The organism is Legionella nigrisilvae (assembly GCF_977063395.2).
On record NZ_CDRUGZ020000044.1, the window covers coordinates 254067 to 269040 of the forward strand.

Genomic DNA, 14974 nt, shown 5'->3' on the forward strand with positions numbered 1-14974 from the left:
TCTTGAATTACCTGATGCTAAGATGTCTCATACATTGTCCATTATTTCTGCCACAAAAAAGAAAAGCTAAATGGGATAGTAAGAATTAATTTGGATTGGTCATGGGCTTGCCAATATTGTTGCTCACTGGTTCTTCATTACAGATATGGGAAAAAATCCTTAGTTTTCTCTGAGCCTGTTTTTTGTCACAAAATCTTATAATTACTTCAGATTTTTCTCTCTCATTCAACAAATTATATTTAACTAAATAATCCAATAATTGGATAATATCCTTAACAGTTATTTTCCCTTTATCCTTTCTTTCGAAATGGTAGTGACCTTCATCACTATAAGTCGCATTAATTCCTTCGTGGTACTTCAGTTTATTAGTTTCTTCCGTATCATGGTCCACTACATAAGTGAAAATACAATGTTCATCTTTATCAAGCGCCAGTGCCATCTCCATTAAATTGAGTAAATCATTAAATCCATTGTAATAAAGGGTTATATTATTTTTTTTAAAAACAAGATATTTTATACTCTCAAAAAGTTCGATAACTATATTCGTCATTATTACCTCTACATTTCCATTTCAATAATTTCGGATTATCTAATTTGAGTTATCTTTATTAATAACTCAAATTAGAGTACGGGTTTATTATTGACGTATCAGACGCAAGTTTTTATTTATAAATGAAGTCTTTTCTGTAGAACGATATGGATTAATATCCAAACCTCCCCGTCTGGTGTAGCGGCCATATACAGTCAGCTTTTCTGGTTTGCAATAATTCAGAATATCGATAAAAATTCGTTCAATGCATTGTTCATGAAATTCATTATGATTTCGATATGAAACAAGATATTTTAATAAACCTTCTCGATCAATTTTTCTTCCTTTGTAATCAATTTGTACACTTCCCCAATCTGGCTGATTCGTGACTAGACAATTTGATTTCAATAAATTGGAGTATAAGGTTTCTTCCACAACTTCATTGCTTGTAGCAAGAAATGAAGGTTCTACAAGATATACAGAACACTCTACATCAAGATGATCCAGTGACTCTCCCATTAAAGACTGATGTACCACAAACTGATCGGCTTTCTCTAATAGATAAATTTTCACCCCAACTTCTGCACCAACACGTTCTTGCAAATCTTTTTTAATCGTATTTTCCAATTCATCAACATTTTGAATTCGTGTGTTGTTGAATGAATTAAAATAAAGTTTTAATGATTTTGATTCGATTAAGTTAGGCGAGCTGCAGTCATAAAATAATTCAGCAATTGCGACCATAGGTTTGCCCTTCGCATTAAGCCAGGAAACTTCATAGTGATTCCAACAATCAAAGCCATAAAAAGGTAATTGTTTGGGATCAACTCCGATTTCCTGCCGTTTACCAGATCGCGGAATAGGGTATAACCGATCTGGATTATAGGTATCATCATATGCAGATTTTTTACCTAATTCGGATTGTTCAGCTTCAGTTTGATATTTCTGCAGAACTTGTTCATTCATTGTATTTAGCTCCAATATCTCGATAATTTTTGCAGTACTTTTCCAATTCACCGGTTGCTTCATTTCCATTTGACTCGCAATGTAAGCAAGTAAAGAAGCCGCTTCATTAATTCGCGTTGCTTTCTCAGTCAGTTCTCGTGCTTGTATCCCAATGGATGACATCACATCAAAATTTGGACTTTCTATAATTTTTTTGATGGTCGATAAGGAAAAACCCAAAAACTTTAATGTGGTAATCTGTTGTAATCGTATTAAATCCAATTCAGAATAAAGACGATAGCCACTCTCAGAACGTTTTGTTGGTTTTAATAAACCAATTTCATCATAATATTGTAATGACCTAATTGTTAATGAGGTCATTTGGCTAATCTCTTTAATTTGATAATATTTCATTCAACTTTCTCCTGAAAGCTGATTCTAAACTATCACGTAACGTGAGAGTCAATAGGTGGAATGAAAAAAACGTATACAGGGATTATATATTATGTCTAAAATTGAAGTTAGCTGGCTAAAATACATTACTGAAATTCAAGCAATTGCTCAAAATGGACTATGTTTTGCAAATAATGAATTTGACAAAGAACGCTACCTAAGACTCCGGAATATTGCTTCTGAGTTTATTGCCAGCTATTCAGATACACCACTTGCAGAGATTAAGCAGATCTTTGCGTTAGAAAAAGGGTATGCAACACCTAAAGTCGATGTACGTGCTTTTATTTTAAAAAATAAGCAAATCTTATTGGTCAAAGAACGCTCGGATGACCTCTGGACTTTACCTGGTGGATGGGCGGAAACAAATGAATCCGCATCAGAATCAGTAATCAGAGAAGCTAAAGAAGAAACAGGGTTTGATGTTTCTGTAATCAGGCTCCTTGCCTTATGGGATAAACAAAAACATGATCACCCGCTACAATGGCCACATACTTATAAATGTTTTTTTCATTGCGACATTTTGTCGGGAACAGCAAAAGAAAATCTAGAAATTTCCGAAATTGATTTTTTTGACATAAACCGCCTCCCCCCGCTTTCAACGCATCGAGTAACCCAAAAACAAATTACGCGTCTGTACGAACTTGTTTCCACTTCGAATAAAACCCTTTTTGATTAACCTGCTTGACTCTAACCTTACGTCATACAATAACCTTGGCCACAAGGAGGAAAAACGATGAAACAATGGTATGCAAAAGAGTTTAGCTTACTGACAGAAGTGTCAGTAAGAACGCTACATCATTATGACAAAATTGGTTTACTTAAACCCAGTTTACGTCAAAGCAATCGTTATCGTTTGTACTCTGAAAAGGACTTGTTAAAGCTACAACAGATTATTGCGCTGAAATTTTTTGGTTTTAAATTAGCACAAATCAAACAATTACTTGCCCACAATACCGGGGTGTTAGAACACTTCAACTTACAAGCAAAGTTTTTGCAAGAAAAAGCAGAAACACTCATGCAAGCGAGTTGTATTTTAAAGCAAGTGACTGAACACTGTAGCCGAGAGCAGTCTATTCCTTGGGAACAAATAATACAATTGATAGAGGTTTATCGTATGACACAACAACTTAAGAACTCTTGGATTAAAGAAGTATTCAATCCCAAAGAGTTAGAACAATATGCACAATTCGAAGCAAATTTAAAAACTCGATTTAACGAGAATGAGAAGAAACAGTTTGAAGATGCATGGTTTAGTTTAGTTAATGAAATTAACAATAATTTGCATCTTGATCCACAATCACCGGTTGCCATTTCCCTGGCAAAACAATGCATGGAATTAATCAATAATTTATATGGTAAGGAACATGCAAATTTACGAACCAGTAAATGGGAAAAAGGTTTTAAGAAAGGGAAAGGTCTTGAAGATCACGGACTAACAACCAAAATTGTAGACTGGCTGGATCGCGCCATAGATGCATATGGTTTAAATGTATATACGAGGTGCTCTCACAAGTGAATAAAACTGACTGTACGAAATCAGTAGCCGCTTGGAATGAACTCATGGAGAACATCTGCGGGGATTCAATTGAATTAAGAACAGCTGTTTATAACAAGATCATGGACGGTGAAGAAATAAGTAGGGAAGCAAAAGATTGGCTTAGAAAAATTTCCAAAATATAAGTTATTAACAAGCATGCTAGTACAAGTATGCTTGTTACCTTTTCTAGGGATTTCTATAGCATCACATCCGTGCAAGGGATATATAAATTAGGTATACTCTACTCCTAACTTTCGCATACAGGAGATAAAGAAATGGCACGTGGTATAAATAAAGTCATCCTAATTGGTAATGTGGGTGTTGATCCTGACGTACGTTATTTACCAAATGGAAATGCTGTAACTACCCTCTCAATTGCCACCAGCGAGGCATGGAAAGATAAAGTGTCCGGTGAAAAGCAAGAACGAACTGAATGGCACCGTGTGGTATGTTTTAACCGCTTAGGAGAGATAGCCGGCGAATATGTGCGTAAAGGATCCAAACTCTACATTGAAGGTAGTTTAAGAACCCGAAAATGGCAGGATCAGCAAGGTCAAGATAGATACACTACCGAGATTGTAGCGAATGACATTCAAATGCTAGATAGCAAAGGTACCGGCTCATCAAGTTTCGATGAGATACCGCAAGCTCAATTCGCACCCAGCAATCAAAATTCCGGAAGACCACAATCTCCTCAGGTTCCCCAAGATGCTTTTGATCAGTTGGATGACGATGTTCCGTTCTAAGTATTTATATAGATATTAAACTTAAATGTATCCTGGGTGCAGCGAAACGAAACCCAGGAAACCTGTTATTCCCAGGCTCAGTTCCCTGCATCCCTAAATTACGTGTTAATTCGTTATATGAGATACTCGTTTCTAGAGTAGTACAAGATGACTCATCATCTACATAACTAATGCAATGAGGTAATTATGGAAAAGGTGAATTTAGCTAAAAAATTTCAATTGTTCGATGAGTACTGGTCACCACGCATTGTGGGTGAATTAAATGGTCAATATGTCAAGCTTGCTAAGTTTAAAGGCGAATTTATATGGCATAGTCATCCAACAGAAGATGAGCTATTTTTAGTAGTGAAAGGAACACTTCAACTCGAACTTAGAGATAAAGTGATTACTTTAGAAGAAGGTGAGTTTTATATTGTACCCAAAGGTGTAGAACATAAACCAATAGCCAATGAAGAAGTACATGTCATTTTATTAGAACCAAAATCTACTGAGCAAACCGGAGGTCTTGAGAGTGATTTACTGGTGGATATACAACCATGGATATAAATTTTAGGAGGGACCATAAAAATTAGAACAACGATGGATGGTGGGACATAAAAGTTATAACTATTGGCAATTAGAAAGTTCACTGGGTTAAAATTTGAATATTCATATAATAAAAAACCCGCATAGGGCGGGTTTTAAAATCATAATAACAATCTTTTATTCTTCAGTCTCTTCGCTAACAGCAGGTCTGTCTAATAATTCAACTATAGCCATAGGCGCATTATCACCATCTCTAAATCCACATTTGATGATACGTACATAACCACCGGGACGCTCAACAAAACGTGGACCTAAATCTTTAAATAATTTACCAACTGCTGATTTAGATCTTAGAATATCAAACGCGTGACGACGGGTAGCTACTGAATCAACCTTTGACACAGTAATTAAAGGTTCAATGTAACGTCGCAGGTCCTTAGCTTTAGGCAAAGTTGTTTTTATTAACTCATGCTCAATCAAAGAACAACACATGTTTGCAAACATAGCCTTTCTGTGGCTACTTGTACGGCCAAAACTTCGGCCAGAATTACGGTGACGCATAACCAAAACTCCTAAACATTATTCGCCAAGATTTGCTGGCGGCCAATTCTCAAGTTTCATACCGAGCGATAATGAACGTGAAGCTAAAACATCCTTAATTTCAGTTAAAGATTTCTTACCCAAATTAGGTGTTTTTAAGAGCTCATTCTCAGTTCTTTGTACTAAATCGCCGATATAATGAATATTTTCTGCTTTCAAACAATTTGCAGATCGAACTGTTAACTCTAAATCGTCGACGGAACGTAATAGAATAGGATCAAAATCATTGCGTTCTTTATTATCAGATCGAGATTCTTCAAATTTCATATCAACAAAGGCATGAAGTTGTCTTTGAAGAATACTAGCAGAAATTCTTATTGATTCTTCAGCATCAATAGTTCCGTTAGTTTCTAATTCGATAGTTAACTTATCTAGATCAGTACGATTTTCTACACGAGCACTATCAACATAATAAGCCACTTTTTTAACTGGAGAGAAGCTATTATCAATTTTAAGCTTCCCAACAGATTTTCTTTCTACTTCATCATCGAAATGTCTAATGAATGAATCAGTACTGTGGAAACCAATTCCTCGCTCAACCTTCAATGTCATATTTAATTTGCCTTTTTCATTCAAATTAGCAATGACGAGCTCTGGATTAACAATCTCTACTCCATGAGTGAGTTGAATATCTCCAGCTGTAACCTGACAAGGACCTTGCTTATTCAATGTTACAATAGCTTCTTCACCGACTGTCATTTTTATCGCAACTAATTTCAGGTTTAACAAGATGTCGACGACATCTTCCTGCACACCTTCAATTGTGCTGTATTCATGGAGAACACCTTCAATCGAAGCTTCGGTAATTGCACTACCAGGCATTGATGATAGTAAAATACGTCTCAAAGCATTGCCGAGAGTATGACCAAAGCCACGCTCCAAAGGCTCTAAAACTATTCTAGCTTTATAGGGCGATTCTGCCTGGACCTTAAGAACATTAGGTGTCAACATTTCATTGATTTCAGTATACATTCAGCTATTTCTCCGAGCTTACTTAGAGTAAAGTTCTACAACTAAGTTTACGTTGTAGTCTGAAGATAAGTCAGTTAACGTTGGTGCTGTAGAGAATGTTCCTTTAAAAGAAGAAGTATCTACAGTAATCCAATCACATGGAGCTCTTTGTTCAGACAAAGTTAAAGCTGCTTGGATGCGACCTTGACTTCTTGCTCTTTGTCGAACCGATACAACATCACCAGGTTTTACTAAAAACGATGGGACGTTAACTATTTTATCATTAACAAGTATTGATTTATGCGTAACCAATTGACGTGCTTCAGCACGAGTAGACGCAAAACCCATACGATACACAACATTATCCAAACGTCTTTCGAGTAAAGACATTAAGTTTTCACCTGTTGCGCCTTTCATTCGAGCAGCCATTTTGTAATAGCCACGGAATTGCTTTTCAAGAACACCATATAATCTTCTAATCTTTTGTTTCTCTCTGAGCTGAATTCCATAACCATTCAGACGTGGTTTTTTATCGCCGTGTTGTCCAGGTAATTTTTCTGATTTACATTTGGACTTGTGATCACGGACACCACTTTTAAGTAATAAATCACAACCTTCACGACGTGATAGCTTACATTTTGGACCAAGATATCTAGCCATTAATTACTCCTGAGTCTTATACACGACGTTTTTTAGGTGGCTTACACCCGTTATGAGGTATACCCGTAACATCGGTAATTTCAACAATTTTAAAATCCTGTGATATTAATTCACGTATAGTGGACTCTCTTCCAGGGCCAGGACCATGAACAAATACAGCCACGGATTTCATACCGTATTCTTTTGCAACAGCAGCAGCACGCTCAGTAGCAACTTGTGCAGCATAAGGTGTACTCTTTCTTGAGCCTCTGAATCCTGAACCACCAGATGTTGCCCAACACAGCGCATTACCTTGCCTGTCAGTAAAGGTCACTATAGTATTGTTAAAAGAAGCATGTACGTGAACGATACCATCAGATACGACACGTTTTGCCTTCTTGCGTACTTTTTGTTGTTTTGACTTAGTTATTGCCATCTTACTTTCCTACATGAAAAATCAACCGGTAGTGCCCTTTCTGCGGCCTTTTCGAGTACGAGCATTAGTTTTCGTACGCTGGCCCCGCAATGGCAACCCTCTTCTGTGTCTTAGACCACGATAACATCCTAGATCCATAAGACGTTTAATGTTCATTGTCACAACACGACGCAAATCACCTTCCACTGTTATTTTTGCAATTTCTGTTCGCAAAGACTCAAGCTGAGCATCAGTTAGTTCTGATACCTTTTTAGAAGGTTCAATACCAACAGTCGAACATAATTTCAAGGATGTAGGTTTACCAATACCATATATAGCTGTTAAAGCAATCACAACATGTTTGTGATCAGGTATGTTTACTCCTGCAATACGAGCCATTAACTTCTCCGAACGTTATTTGTTCTGTCGAAAGGGACAGAAGAATACTATTTTTATAAAATTAAATCAAGCAGATATTAACCTTGCTTTTGTTTGTGTCTGGCATCTTTACAAATAACCCGTATAGTGCCACTTCTTTTAATAATCTTGCAATTGCGACAAATTCGCTTTACAGATGCTCTTACTTTCATTCCTAACTCCGATAAAAATCATAAAAGACCAGGTAATTTAGTACCTTTAAAATTAGCCTTTTTCATTAAAGAATCATATTGCTGAGTCATTAAATGAGCTTGTACCTGAGCTACAAAATCCATAATAACAACTACGATAATCAGCAAAGACGTTCCTCCGAAATAAAAAGGGACATGCCATGTATACATCAAGATCTGAGGCAAAAGACATACTAATACTAAATAAATTGCTCCGACTAAGGTCAAACGGGTCATTACACCATCAATATATTTAGTTGTTTGCTCTCCTGGTCTAATTCCAGGAATATATGCACCAGATTTTTTTAAATTATCAGCAGTATCTTTGGGGTTAAATACCAGCGCGGCATAAAAGAACGCAAAGAATATAATTGCTACTGCATACACAATTAAATATAAAGGTTGTCCAGGAGACAAAGCCATTCCCACATCAGCGAGCCAACCCAAACCTTTAGTATGAGAAAAAAACTGCGCTAAGGTTGCTGGTAGCAATATGATACTGGATGCAAAAATTGGAGGTATTACCCCAGACATATTGATCTTTAAAGGCAAATGACTGGTTTGTGCAGCATATACCTTTCTACCTTGTGTCCTTTGCGCATAATTAACTCTGATACGTCTCTGCGCACGCTCCATAAACACTACAAATCCTGTCACCACTACAACTACTACTGCTATAATGATCAAAGTTAATGCTTGCATTTGTCCTTCTTTAACTTGTTGAAGAACTGAAGCAATAGCCGTAGGCATACTCGATACAATACCCGAAAAGATAATTAGTGAAATACCATTACCAACACCTTTTTCGGTAATTTGTTCGCCTAGCCACATTAAAAACATAGTACCTGTAACCAATGTAGCAACTGCGGTGAAGTAGAATGAGAAGTCTGCTTGAAGTGCAATTTGTTGTCCAGCTAACCAACGTGCCATCCCTAAAGATTGAAACACAGAAAGCACCAAAGTTAGATATCGAGTATATTGGTTTATTTTTCTTCGTCCTGATTCACCTTCCTTTTTAAGCTGTTCCAATTTGGGAGAAACAACGGTAAAAAGCTGGAGAATAATGGATGCGGAAATGTATGGCATTATACCAATAGCAAAAACCGTAACACGCGATAAAGCACCACCAGAAAACATATTGAATAAGCCAAAGATTGTATTCTGTTGCTCGTTAAAAAAATTGGCTAATCGTGCAGGATCCAAGCCTGGAACAGGGATATGGGCTCCCAAACGATAGACTAGAATAGCAAGAACAACAAACAGTAATCTTGATTTTAGTTCAGCCAATCCTCCACGTGATTGGCTTGCATTATGTTTTTGGTTTTTCATAGTCACTCTTCTATGCTGCCGCCTAAACCTTCAATGGCCAAACGAGCTCCTTTAGTGACCCTTAAACCTTTAAGTTTGATGGCTGTAGTTAATTCACCTGATAAAATAACTTTTACATCTTTGATAGAACTATTAATGAGGCCAGCTTCACGTAAGACATTTAAATCAATTACATCAGCAGATAATTTTGCAAGTTCACTGAGACAAACTTGATCTACAGTTCTACCAACTCGTGATTTAAAGCCCATTTTTGGTAGTCTTCTTTGAATTGGCATTTGACCGCCTTCAAAGTTGATTTTATGGAAACCACCAGCTCTTGCTTTCTGACCTTTATGTCCTTTACCACTAGTTTTTCCTAACCCGGATCCTATACCACGTCCTAAGCGTCTTTTGGGACGTTTTGAACCAGGATCGGGTGATAGTGAATTTAAATTCATTATACACTCTCCTCAACCAGCAATAGGTAGTCAACTTTATTAATAAGGCCACGGATAGCTGGGGTATCATTATGTGATACACTCGAATTAGTTTTACCAAGACCTAATTGTTTTACGATAGAAATATGCTTTGGTTTTCTGCCTATAATGCTCTTAACCAAAGTTATTTTAATTTTCTTTTCCATAATTAGCCCGCCATAACTTCTTCAACAGTTTTACCACGCTTGGCCGCAACATAATCTGGGGTACCGATATTAGTTAAAGCTGCGATCGTTGCTCTTACAATATTGCTTGGATTGGTAGAACCAATACTCTTAGCTAATATATTTTGTACGCCTAGAACTTCCAATACAGCTCTCATTGCACCGCCAGCAATAATTCCAGTACCTTCACTTGCAGGCTTCATAAATACTTTAGAAGCACCGTAGTTCCAAGTAATTTCGTGGAAAATAGTTGATCCAGAAAGTGGAATATAAACCATGTTTTTCTTTGCTTGCTCCATTGCTTTCTGAATAGCAATTGGAACTTCTCTGGCCTTACCTCTACCAAAGCCAACTTTACCCTTGCCGTCACCAACAACAACAAGTACTGCAAAACCAAAAACACGGCCTCCCTTAACAACTTTAGCTGTACGATTAACCGATACTAGCTTTTCTTGGTAGCCATCTGATTTAGGTGATGATTCATCGAATGCCATAATCGTTCCTTAAAAATCCAATCCAGCTTCGCGAGCACCTTCTGCAAGGGCTTTCACTCTGCCATGATATTTATAACCAGCACGATCAAATGCAACTTGAGTAACGCCTCGCTCGCTCGCACGCTTACCAAGCATTTTACCAACTAGAGTAGCTTGTTCTACTTTACATTTACCGGTCAGACTGGCACGTAATTCTTTATCGTTAGTTGAGCATGAAGCGATTACTTTATCACCCAACTTATCTGCTTGAAGGATTTGTGAGTAAATATGCAAACCACTTCTAAAAACGACAAGTCTTGCTCTGCCTGATTTACGAATCAGTGCTTTTGCTTTTAATCCACGTCGATTACGTGAGTTGTTTTTATTCATAACTTAAACCTTATTTCTTTTTCGCTTCTTTACGAGCAATATACTCGCCAGCAAGTTTAACACCCTTACCCTTATAAGGCTCTGGTGGTCTAAATGCTCTTATCTCAGAAGCTACTTGGCCCAAAATTTGTTTATCCACACCTTTTAGCAATATTACTGTATTGCTTGGAGTTTCAACTAAAACACCTTTAGGCAAATGGTATTCAATAGGATGAGAGAAACCTAATGATAACGTAATTGATTTATCTTTAGACTGAGCTCTATAACCTACACCGACCAGTTCCAAGGTAACAACAAAACCTTCAGTTACACCCTTAACCATATTATTAACTAATGCTCTCGCCGTTCCAGCCTGAGCCCAAGCTTTAGGATCAGTTGCAGCTGGAGCAAATTCAATATGATTAGATTCTTTATTTTTAGTTACTTTAACTAACCGATTAATTTTTTGGGTTAGTGTTCCTTTAGGCCCTTTAACAGTAACCTCACCATCACCTATTGATATCTCAACATTTGCTGGTTGAACTACTGGGGCTTTTGCTACTCTAGACATATTATTCCTCGCAAGTATTAAGCCACTTCACAAATGACTTCACCACCAACGCCTTTCATCTTTGCAGATATATGGGTCATTATACCTTGTGATGTAGACAATATAGCCACACCAAAACCAGGAATAGAAGTCAAATCTTTATAAGACTTATATACTCGCAATCCAGGTCTGCTAATTCTCTTAATGAGCTCGATAACAGGTCTGCCATGATAATATTTCAGCTTTATCGTCATCAATTTAAGATTATTATCTAGTGATTCAACTAAGAAGTTTTCGATATAACCTTCTTCCTTTAAAACTCGAGCAATTTCTTCTTTCAACTTAGAAGAAGTTAAAGTTATTTGCTGATGTTTTGCTTGTTGACCATTTCTAATTCGGGTCAGCATATCAGCAACTGGATCATGCATACTCACAATCGTTCTCCAATTAAAAAATTACCAGCTAGATTTTCTTCCGCCTGGTATATTACCAACCATTAGTTGTTGTCTTAAGCAAATTCTGCAAAGAGCAAATTTACGATAAACACCATGTGGGCGACCACATTGCTGACATCGTGTTTTAAAACGAACAGGATTTGAATTAACAGGCATTTTGGCTAACTTTAACTGACTATCCATAATTACCTGAAAATCATCAGATGATTTAATCAATATTTTTAATTCGTTTCTACGCTTACTGTATTTATCTACAAGCTTGCTACGCTTTAACTCTCTCATAAGCATTGATTTTTTTGCCACAATTTCACCCTTATTTTTTATCTCTATCTTTCAATGGAAGGTTAAAGGCTTCTAATAAAGCTTTAGCTTCTTCATTTGTCTTAGCACTCGTTGTAATACAAATATCTAAACCACGAATACCATCTGTTTTATCGTAATCAATTTCTGGGAATACGATTTGCTCATGTATACCCATACTATAATTACCAGTTCCATCAAAAGATTTAGGATTTAAACCACGAAAATCTCTTACGCGCGGTAAAGTTACGGAAATCAATCGGTCTAAAAACTCATACATACGTTGACGTCTTAGAGTTACTTTACAGCCTATTGGCCATCCTTCCCTAATCTTAAAACCAGCAATAGATTTTCTTGCTTTAGTAACAACCGGCTTTTGTCCAGCGATTAAAGTCATGTCTTCAACAGCGTGGTTCATTACCTTTTTATCACCAACAGCTTCGCCAACACCCATGTTTAAGGTGATTTTTAGCAACTTTGGAACTTCCATAACGCTGGAATAGTTGAACCGTTTCATCATCATAGGGATGATTTCTTTTCTATAAAATTCATTAAGTCTTGCCATTTGAATCACCTAATTAAACACGGTCAATTATTTCATTGTCAGATTTAAAATATCTAACTTTTTTGCTCTCACCGTTACTCTCGATGAATTTAAATCCTACTTTATCTGCTTTATTAGTATTGGGATTATAATGAGCAACGTTTGAAATGTGAACTGGTGCTTCAAGAGTAACAATTCCACCCTTATTTTCTGGCTTCTGGGGATTTGGCTTGACATGTTTCTTAATCAAGTTTCCACCTTCAACTACAACGCCATTTTCAGTCACACGTAGGACTTTACCTCTAAGACCTTTACTTTTTCCGGCAATTATAACTACATCATCGCCTTTTTGAATACGTTTCATATCTAAATCCTTCTCACAAAACTTCTGCAGCCAGAGATATTATTTTCATAAATCTCTCTCGTAGCTCGCGAGTAACAGGGCCAAATATACGAGTACCTATTGGCTCGTTTTGGTTGTTTAATAGTACTGCAGCGTTACCATCGAAACGAATCAGAGATCCGTCGTCTCTACGAACGCCTTGCGCGGTCCTAACAACAACCGCTTTCATTACAGCACCTTTTTTCACTTTACTTCTTGGTATTGCATCTTTAATACTAACTTTGATTACATCACCTACACGTGCATATCTACGGTGCGACCCGCCAAGCACTTTAATACACATAACTTTACGTGCTCCGCTGTTGTCAGCCACTTCGAGCACTGTCTGCATTTGGATCATTTTCTACTCCAGCTCTGATTTCGACCAGAAAAAGGTTGCTGATTATATCAGGCCTTTTAGGGTTTTAAAAGTAAATCAACAGGGTTGATTAAGAAATTACTTCGACTAATACCCAGCTTTTTGTTTTAGAGAGTGGTCTTGACTCACGGATCTTCACTATATTACCAATTTTACATACTTGATTTTCATCATGAGCATGTAATTTAGCTCTACGTTTCAAAATTTTTCCATACTTTGGATGCTTAACAGAACGTTCAATCATCACAACTATGGTTTTATCCATTTTGTCGCTAACTACTTTTCCAACCATTGTTCTGGCATTTGATTCACTATTAGACATGTCACTTACCTGCCTTTTCAGTCAACATTGTTTTTACTCTTGCCACTGACTTACGCACCATGGTGATGAGATGTGTTTTATCTAGTGAGCCACTTGCTTTTTTCATTCGCAAATTGAGTTGTTCTTTACGCAATGAAAGCAGTTCATTTTGCAGTTCTTCTACTGATAAACCGCGTAATTCATCTATCTTTTTCATTACATCACCTTCCTTTCTTCAAATATAACTTTGAAAGGAAGTTTTGCTTTGGCCAGATCAAAAGCTTCCATCGCAAGCTCTCTGGATACACCTTCCATTTCAAATAAAACCTTACCAGGCTGTATTTGAGCAACCCAATATTCGACACTACCTTTACCTTTACCCTGTCTTACTTCAAGTGGCTTTTGAGTAATGGGCTTGTCTGGGAATACTCTAATCCAGATTTTACCGCCACGCTTAATGTGACGTGTCATTGCTCTACGAGCAGCTTCTATTTGTCGTGCAGTTAAACGACCACGCTCAAGAGCTTTTAAACCAAATTCACCAAAGCTGATGTTGCTACCGCGCAAGGCTAAACCTCTGTTACGGCCTTTCATCTGTTTTCGGTATTTTGTACGTTTAGGTTGTAACATGATTCTTAATCCTCACTCACTGGGCAACGTCAGAAGATCTTTTCTTTTGAGGGAGAATTTCACCCTTGAAGATCCAGACTTTTACACCAATAATACCGTAGGTAGTTTTAGACTCCGCTGTGCCGTAATCAATGTCTGCTCTGAAAGTATGTAAAGGAACTCGTCCTTCTCTATACCATTCGCTGCGCGCAATTTCTGCACCACCTAGTCTGCCACTAACGCAAATTTTAATTCCTTTCGCCCCTGCTTTAAGAGCAGAAGTTACCGCACGTTTCATAGCACGTCTAAACATAACACGCTGTTCTAATTGTTGTGCAATTCCTTCAGCAACCAAAGTTGAATCGAGCTCAGGTTTTTTAATTTCTTCAATATTAAGATGAACAGGAACACCTAATCTATTAGAAATTTCAGAACGTAATGTTTCAATACCACCACCTTTTTTACCGATGATCACACCAGGTCGTGCGGTCAGTATTGTAACTACAGCATTATTAGCAGGTCGCTCAATCAAAATTTTGCTTACAGCAGCTGCCATAAGTTTCTTTTTAAGCTCGGTACGTAATTTAATATCTTGAATTAAAAATTCAGCGTATTTTTTACCTGCGAACCATTTAGAGTTCCAGTCTTTAATAATACCAAGGCGTATACCTATAGGGTTAACTTTTTGTCCCATT

General features: G+C 37.1%; 28 protein-coding genes and 1 pseudogene. 5 read left to right on the plus strand and 24 right to left on the minus strand.

Translation table 11 applies throughout. The features are described from left to right. Positions 1-85: 85 nt before the first annotated feature. The 3 genes and pseudogenes from ACWTE2_RS33475 to ACWTE2_RS33485 all read right to left on the minus strand — a co-directional run. A complete protein-coding gene (locus ACWTE2_RS33475; RefSeq protein ID WP_454786149.1) occupies positions 86-550 on the minus strand; it encodes a hypothetical protein in 465 nt (154 codons plus the stop codon). 87 nt (positions 551-637) lie between these two features. Further along, positions 638-1495, minus strand: coding sequence for an NADPH-dependent 7-cyano-7-deazaguanine reductase QueF (queF, locus tag ACWTE2_RS33480; RefSeq protein WP_454786164.1), 858 nt, complete (start codon positions 1493-1495; stop codon positions 638-640). A gap of 240 nt (positions 1496-1735) precedes the next feature. After that, positions 1736-1888: pseudogene (locus tag ACWTE2_RS33485) on the minus strand (MerR family DNA-binding transcriptional regulator); the annotation flags it as partial. Positions 1889-1979: 91 nt separating this feature from the next. Here ACWTE2_RS33485 and ACWTE2_RS33490 point away from each other — a divergent pair. From ACWTE2_RS33490 to ACWTE2_RS33510, 5 genes are all read left to right on the plus strand, one after another. Beyond that, positions 1980-2603, plus strand: coding sequence for an NUDIX hydrolase (locus tag ACWTE2_RS33490; protein ID WP_454786150.1), 624 nt, complete (start codon positions 1980-1982; stop codon positions 2601-2603). 57 nt (positions 2604-2660) lie between these two features. After that, a complete protein-coding gene (locus tag ACWTE2_RS33495) occupies positions 2661-3443 on the plus strand; it encodes a MerR family transcriptional regulator (RefSeq protein WP_454786151.1) in 783 nt (260 codons plus the stop codon). After that, positions 3440-3607, plus strand: coding sequence for a hypothetical protein (locus ACWTE2_RS33500; RefSeq protein ID WP_454786152.1), 168 nt, complete (start codon positions 3440-3442; stop codon positions 3605-3607). Before ACWTE2_RS33495 ends, ACWTE2_RS33500 begins: the two co-directional genes overlap by 4 nt. Positions 3608-3739: 132 nt before the next feature. Further along, positions 3740-4210, plus strand: a complete 471-nt coding sequence (gene ssb, locus ACWTE2_RS33505) for a single-stranded DNA-binding protein (RefSeq protein ID WP_454786153.1) — start codon at positions 3740-3742, stop codon at positions 4208-4210. 186 nt (positions 4211-4396) lie between these two features. After that, positions 4397-4756 carry a cupin domain-containing protein gene (locus tag ACWTE2_RS33510; protein ID WP_454786154.1) on the plus strand — a complete coding sequence of 120 codons (360 nt, stop codon included), beginning with the start codon at positions 4397-4399 and terminating at the stop codon, positions 4754-4756. Positions 4757-4912: 156 nt separating this feature from the next. Here the strand turns inward: ACWTE2_RS33510 and rplQ are convergent, their stop codons facing one another. From rplQ to rpsC, 21 genes are all read right to left on the minus strand, one after another. After that, positions 4913-5296, minus strand: coding sequence for a 50S ribosomal protein L17 (rplQ, locus tag ACWTE2_RS33515; RefSeq protein ID WP_182391648.1), 384 nt, complete (start codon positions 5294-5296; stop codon positions 4913-4915). Positions 5297-5314: 18 nt separating this feature from the next. Further along, positions 5315-6307, minus strand: a complete 993-nt coding sequence (locus tag ACWTE2_RS33520) for a DNA-directed RNA polymerase subunit alpha (protein WP_182391649.1) — start codon at positions 6305-6307, stop codon at positions 5315-5317. 18 nt (positions 6308-6325) lie between these two features. Continuing rightward, positions 6326-6946, minus strand: coding sequence for a 30S ribosomal protein S4 (rpsD, locus tag ACWTE2_RS33525; RefSeq protein WP_182391650.1), 621 nt, complete (start codon positions 6944-6946; stop codon positions 6326-6328). A gap of 16 nt (positions 6947-6962) precedes the next feature. Beyond that, positions 6963-7361, minus strand: a complete 399-nt coding sequence (rpsK, locus tag ACWTE2_RS33530) for a 30S ribosomal protein S11 (protein WP_003633055.1) — start codon at positions 7359-7361, stop codon at positions 6963-6965. A gap of 21 nt (positions 7362-7382) precedes the next feature. Then, the gene (gene rpsM / locus ACWTE2_RS33535) at positions 7383-7739 is read right to left on the minus strand and encodes a 30S ribosomal protein S13 (RefSeq protein ID WP_182391651.1); all 357 of its coding nucleotides are present in this window, start codon (positions 7737-7739) and stop codon (positions 7383-7385) included. A gap of 77 nt (positions 7740-7816) precedes the next feature. Then, positions 7817-7930 (minus strand): 50S ribosomal protein L36, encoded by a 114-nt coding sequence (gene rpmJ, locus ACWTE2_RS33540; protein ID WP_010946099.1) that lies wholly within the window; start codon positions 7928-7930, stop codon positions 7817-7819. A gap of 18 nt (positions 7931-7948) precedes the next feature. Continuing rightward, positions 7949-9277, minus strand: a complete 1329-nt coding sequence (gene secY / locus ACWTE2_RS33545; protein WP_182391652.1) for a preprotein translocase subunit SecY — start codon at positions 9275-9277, stop codon at positions 7949-7951. Between the two features lie 2 nt (positions 9278-9279). Continuing rightward, positions 9280-9714 carry a 50S ribosomal protein L15 gene (rplO, locus tag ACWTE2_RS33550; RefSeq protein WP_182391653.1) on the minus strand — a complete coding sequence of 145 codons (435 nt, stop codon included), beginning with the start codon at positions 9712-9714 and terminating at the stop codon, positions 9280-9282. Beyond that, on the minus strand, positions 9714-9899 hold the full coding sequence (gene rpmD, locus ACWTE2_RS33555; RefSeq protein WP_019233377.1) for a 50S ribosomal protein L30: 186 nt from the start codon (positions 9897-9899) through the stop codon (positions 9714-9716). The genes rplO and rpmD overlap by 1 nt, the downstream gene beginning before the upstream one ends. Positions 9900-9901: 2 nt before the next feature. Continuing rightward, positions 9902-10411, minus strand: coding sequence for a 30S ribosomal protein S5 (rpsE, locus tag ACWTE2_RS33560; RefSeq protein ID WP_010654817.1), 510 nt, complete (start codon positions 10409-10411; stop codon positions 9902-9904). Between the two features lie 9 nt (positions 10412-10420). Then, the gene (gene rplR / locus ACWTE2_RS33565; RefSeq protein ID WP_182391654.1) at positions 10421-10780 is read right to left on the minus strand and encodes a 50S ribosomal protein L18; all 360 of its coding nucleotides are present in this window, start codon (positions 10778-10780) and stop codon (positions 10421-10423) included. 10 nt (positions 10781-10790) lie between these two features. Further along, positions 10791-11330: a 50S ribosomal protein L6 gene (rplF, locus tag ACWTE2_RS33570; protein WP_182391655.1), complete on the minus strand. Its 540-nt coding sequence runs from the start codon at positions 11328-11330 to the stop codon at positions 10791-10793. Positions 11331-11347: 17 nt separating this feature from the next. Then, positions 11348-11737 (minus strand): 30S ribosomal protein S8, encoded by a 390-nt coding sequence (gene rpsH / locus ACWTE2_RS33575; protein WP_220471027.1) that lies wholly within the window; start codon positions 11735-11737, stop codon positions 11348-11350. 27 nt (positions 11738-11764) lie between these two features. Continuing rightward, positions 11765-12067 (minus strand): 30S ribosomal protein S14, encoded by a 303-nt coding sequence (gene rpsN / locus ACWTE2_RS33580; protein WP_182391657.1) that lies wholly within the window; start codon positions 12065-12067, stop codon positions 11765-11767. 10 nt (positions 12068-12077) lie between these two features. Then, on the minus strand, positions 12078-12629 hold the full coding sequence (gene rplE / locus ACWTE2_RS33585) for a 50S ribosomal protein L5 (RefSeq protein WP_182391658.1): 552 nt from the start codon (positions 12627-12629) through the stop codon (positions 12078-12080). Positions 12630-12642: 13 nt separating this feature from the next. Continuing rightward, positions 12643-12972: a 50S ribosomal protein L24 gene (rplX, locus tag ACWTE2_RS33590; RefSeq protein WP_182391659.1), complete on the minus strand. Its 330-nt coding sequence runs from the start codon at positions 12970-12972 to the stop codon at positions 12643-12645. A 13-nt stretch (positions 12973-12985) separates the two neighbouring features. Continuing rightward, complete coding sequence (gene rplN / locus ACWTE2_RS33595) at positions 12986-13351, minus strand: 50S ribosomal protein L14 (RefSeq protein WP_006872243.1); 366 nt, start codon at positions 13349-13351, stop codon at positions 12986-12988. Positions 13352-13439: 88 nt separating this feature from the next. Continuing rightward, positions 13440-13691 (minus strand): 30S ribosomal protein S17, encoded by a 252-nt coding sequence (gene rpsQ, locus ACWTE2_RS33600; RefSeq protein ID WP_182391660.1) that lies wholly within the window; start codon positions 13689-13691, stop codon positions 13440-13442. A gap of 1 nt (position 13692) precedes the next feature. Further along, positions 13693-13887, minus strand: coding sequence for a 50S ribosomal protein L29 (gene rpmC / locus ACWTE2_RS33605; RefSeq protein ID WP_019233368.1), 195 nt, complete (start codon positions 13885-13887; stop codon positions 13693-13695). Then, entirely contained in the window at positions 13887-14300 is a 414-nt protein-coding gene (gene rplP, locus ACWTE2_RS33610) for a 50S ribosomal protein L16 (RefSeq protein ID WP_003633085.1), read from the minus strand. Before rplP ends, rpmC begins: the two co-directional genes overlap by 1 nt. 16 nt (positions 14301-14316) lie before the next feature. Beyond that, the gene (gene rpsC / locus ACWTE2_RS33615; protein WP_182391661.1) at positions 14317-14973 is read right to left on the minus strand and encodes a 30S ribosomal protein S3; all 657 of its coding nucleotides are present in this window, start codon (positions 14971-14973) and stop codon (positions 14317-14319) included. Between the last annotated feature and the right edge of the window lies 1 nt (position 14974).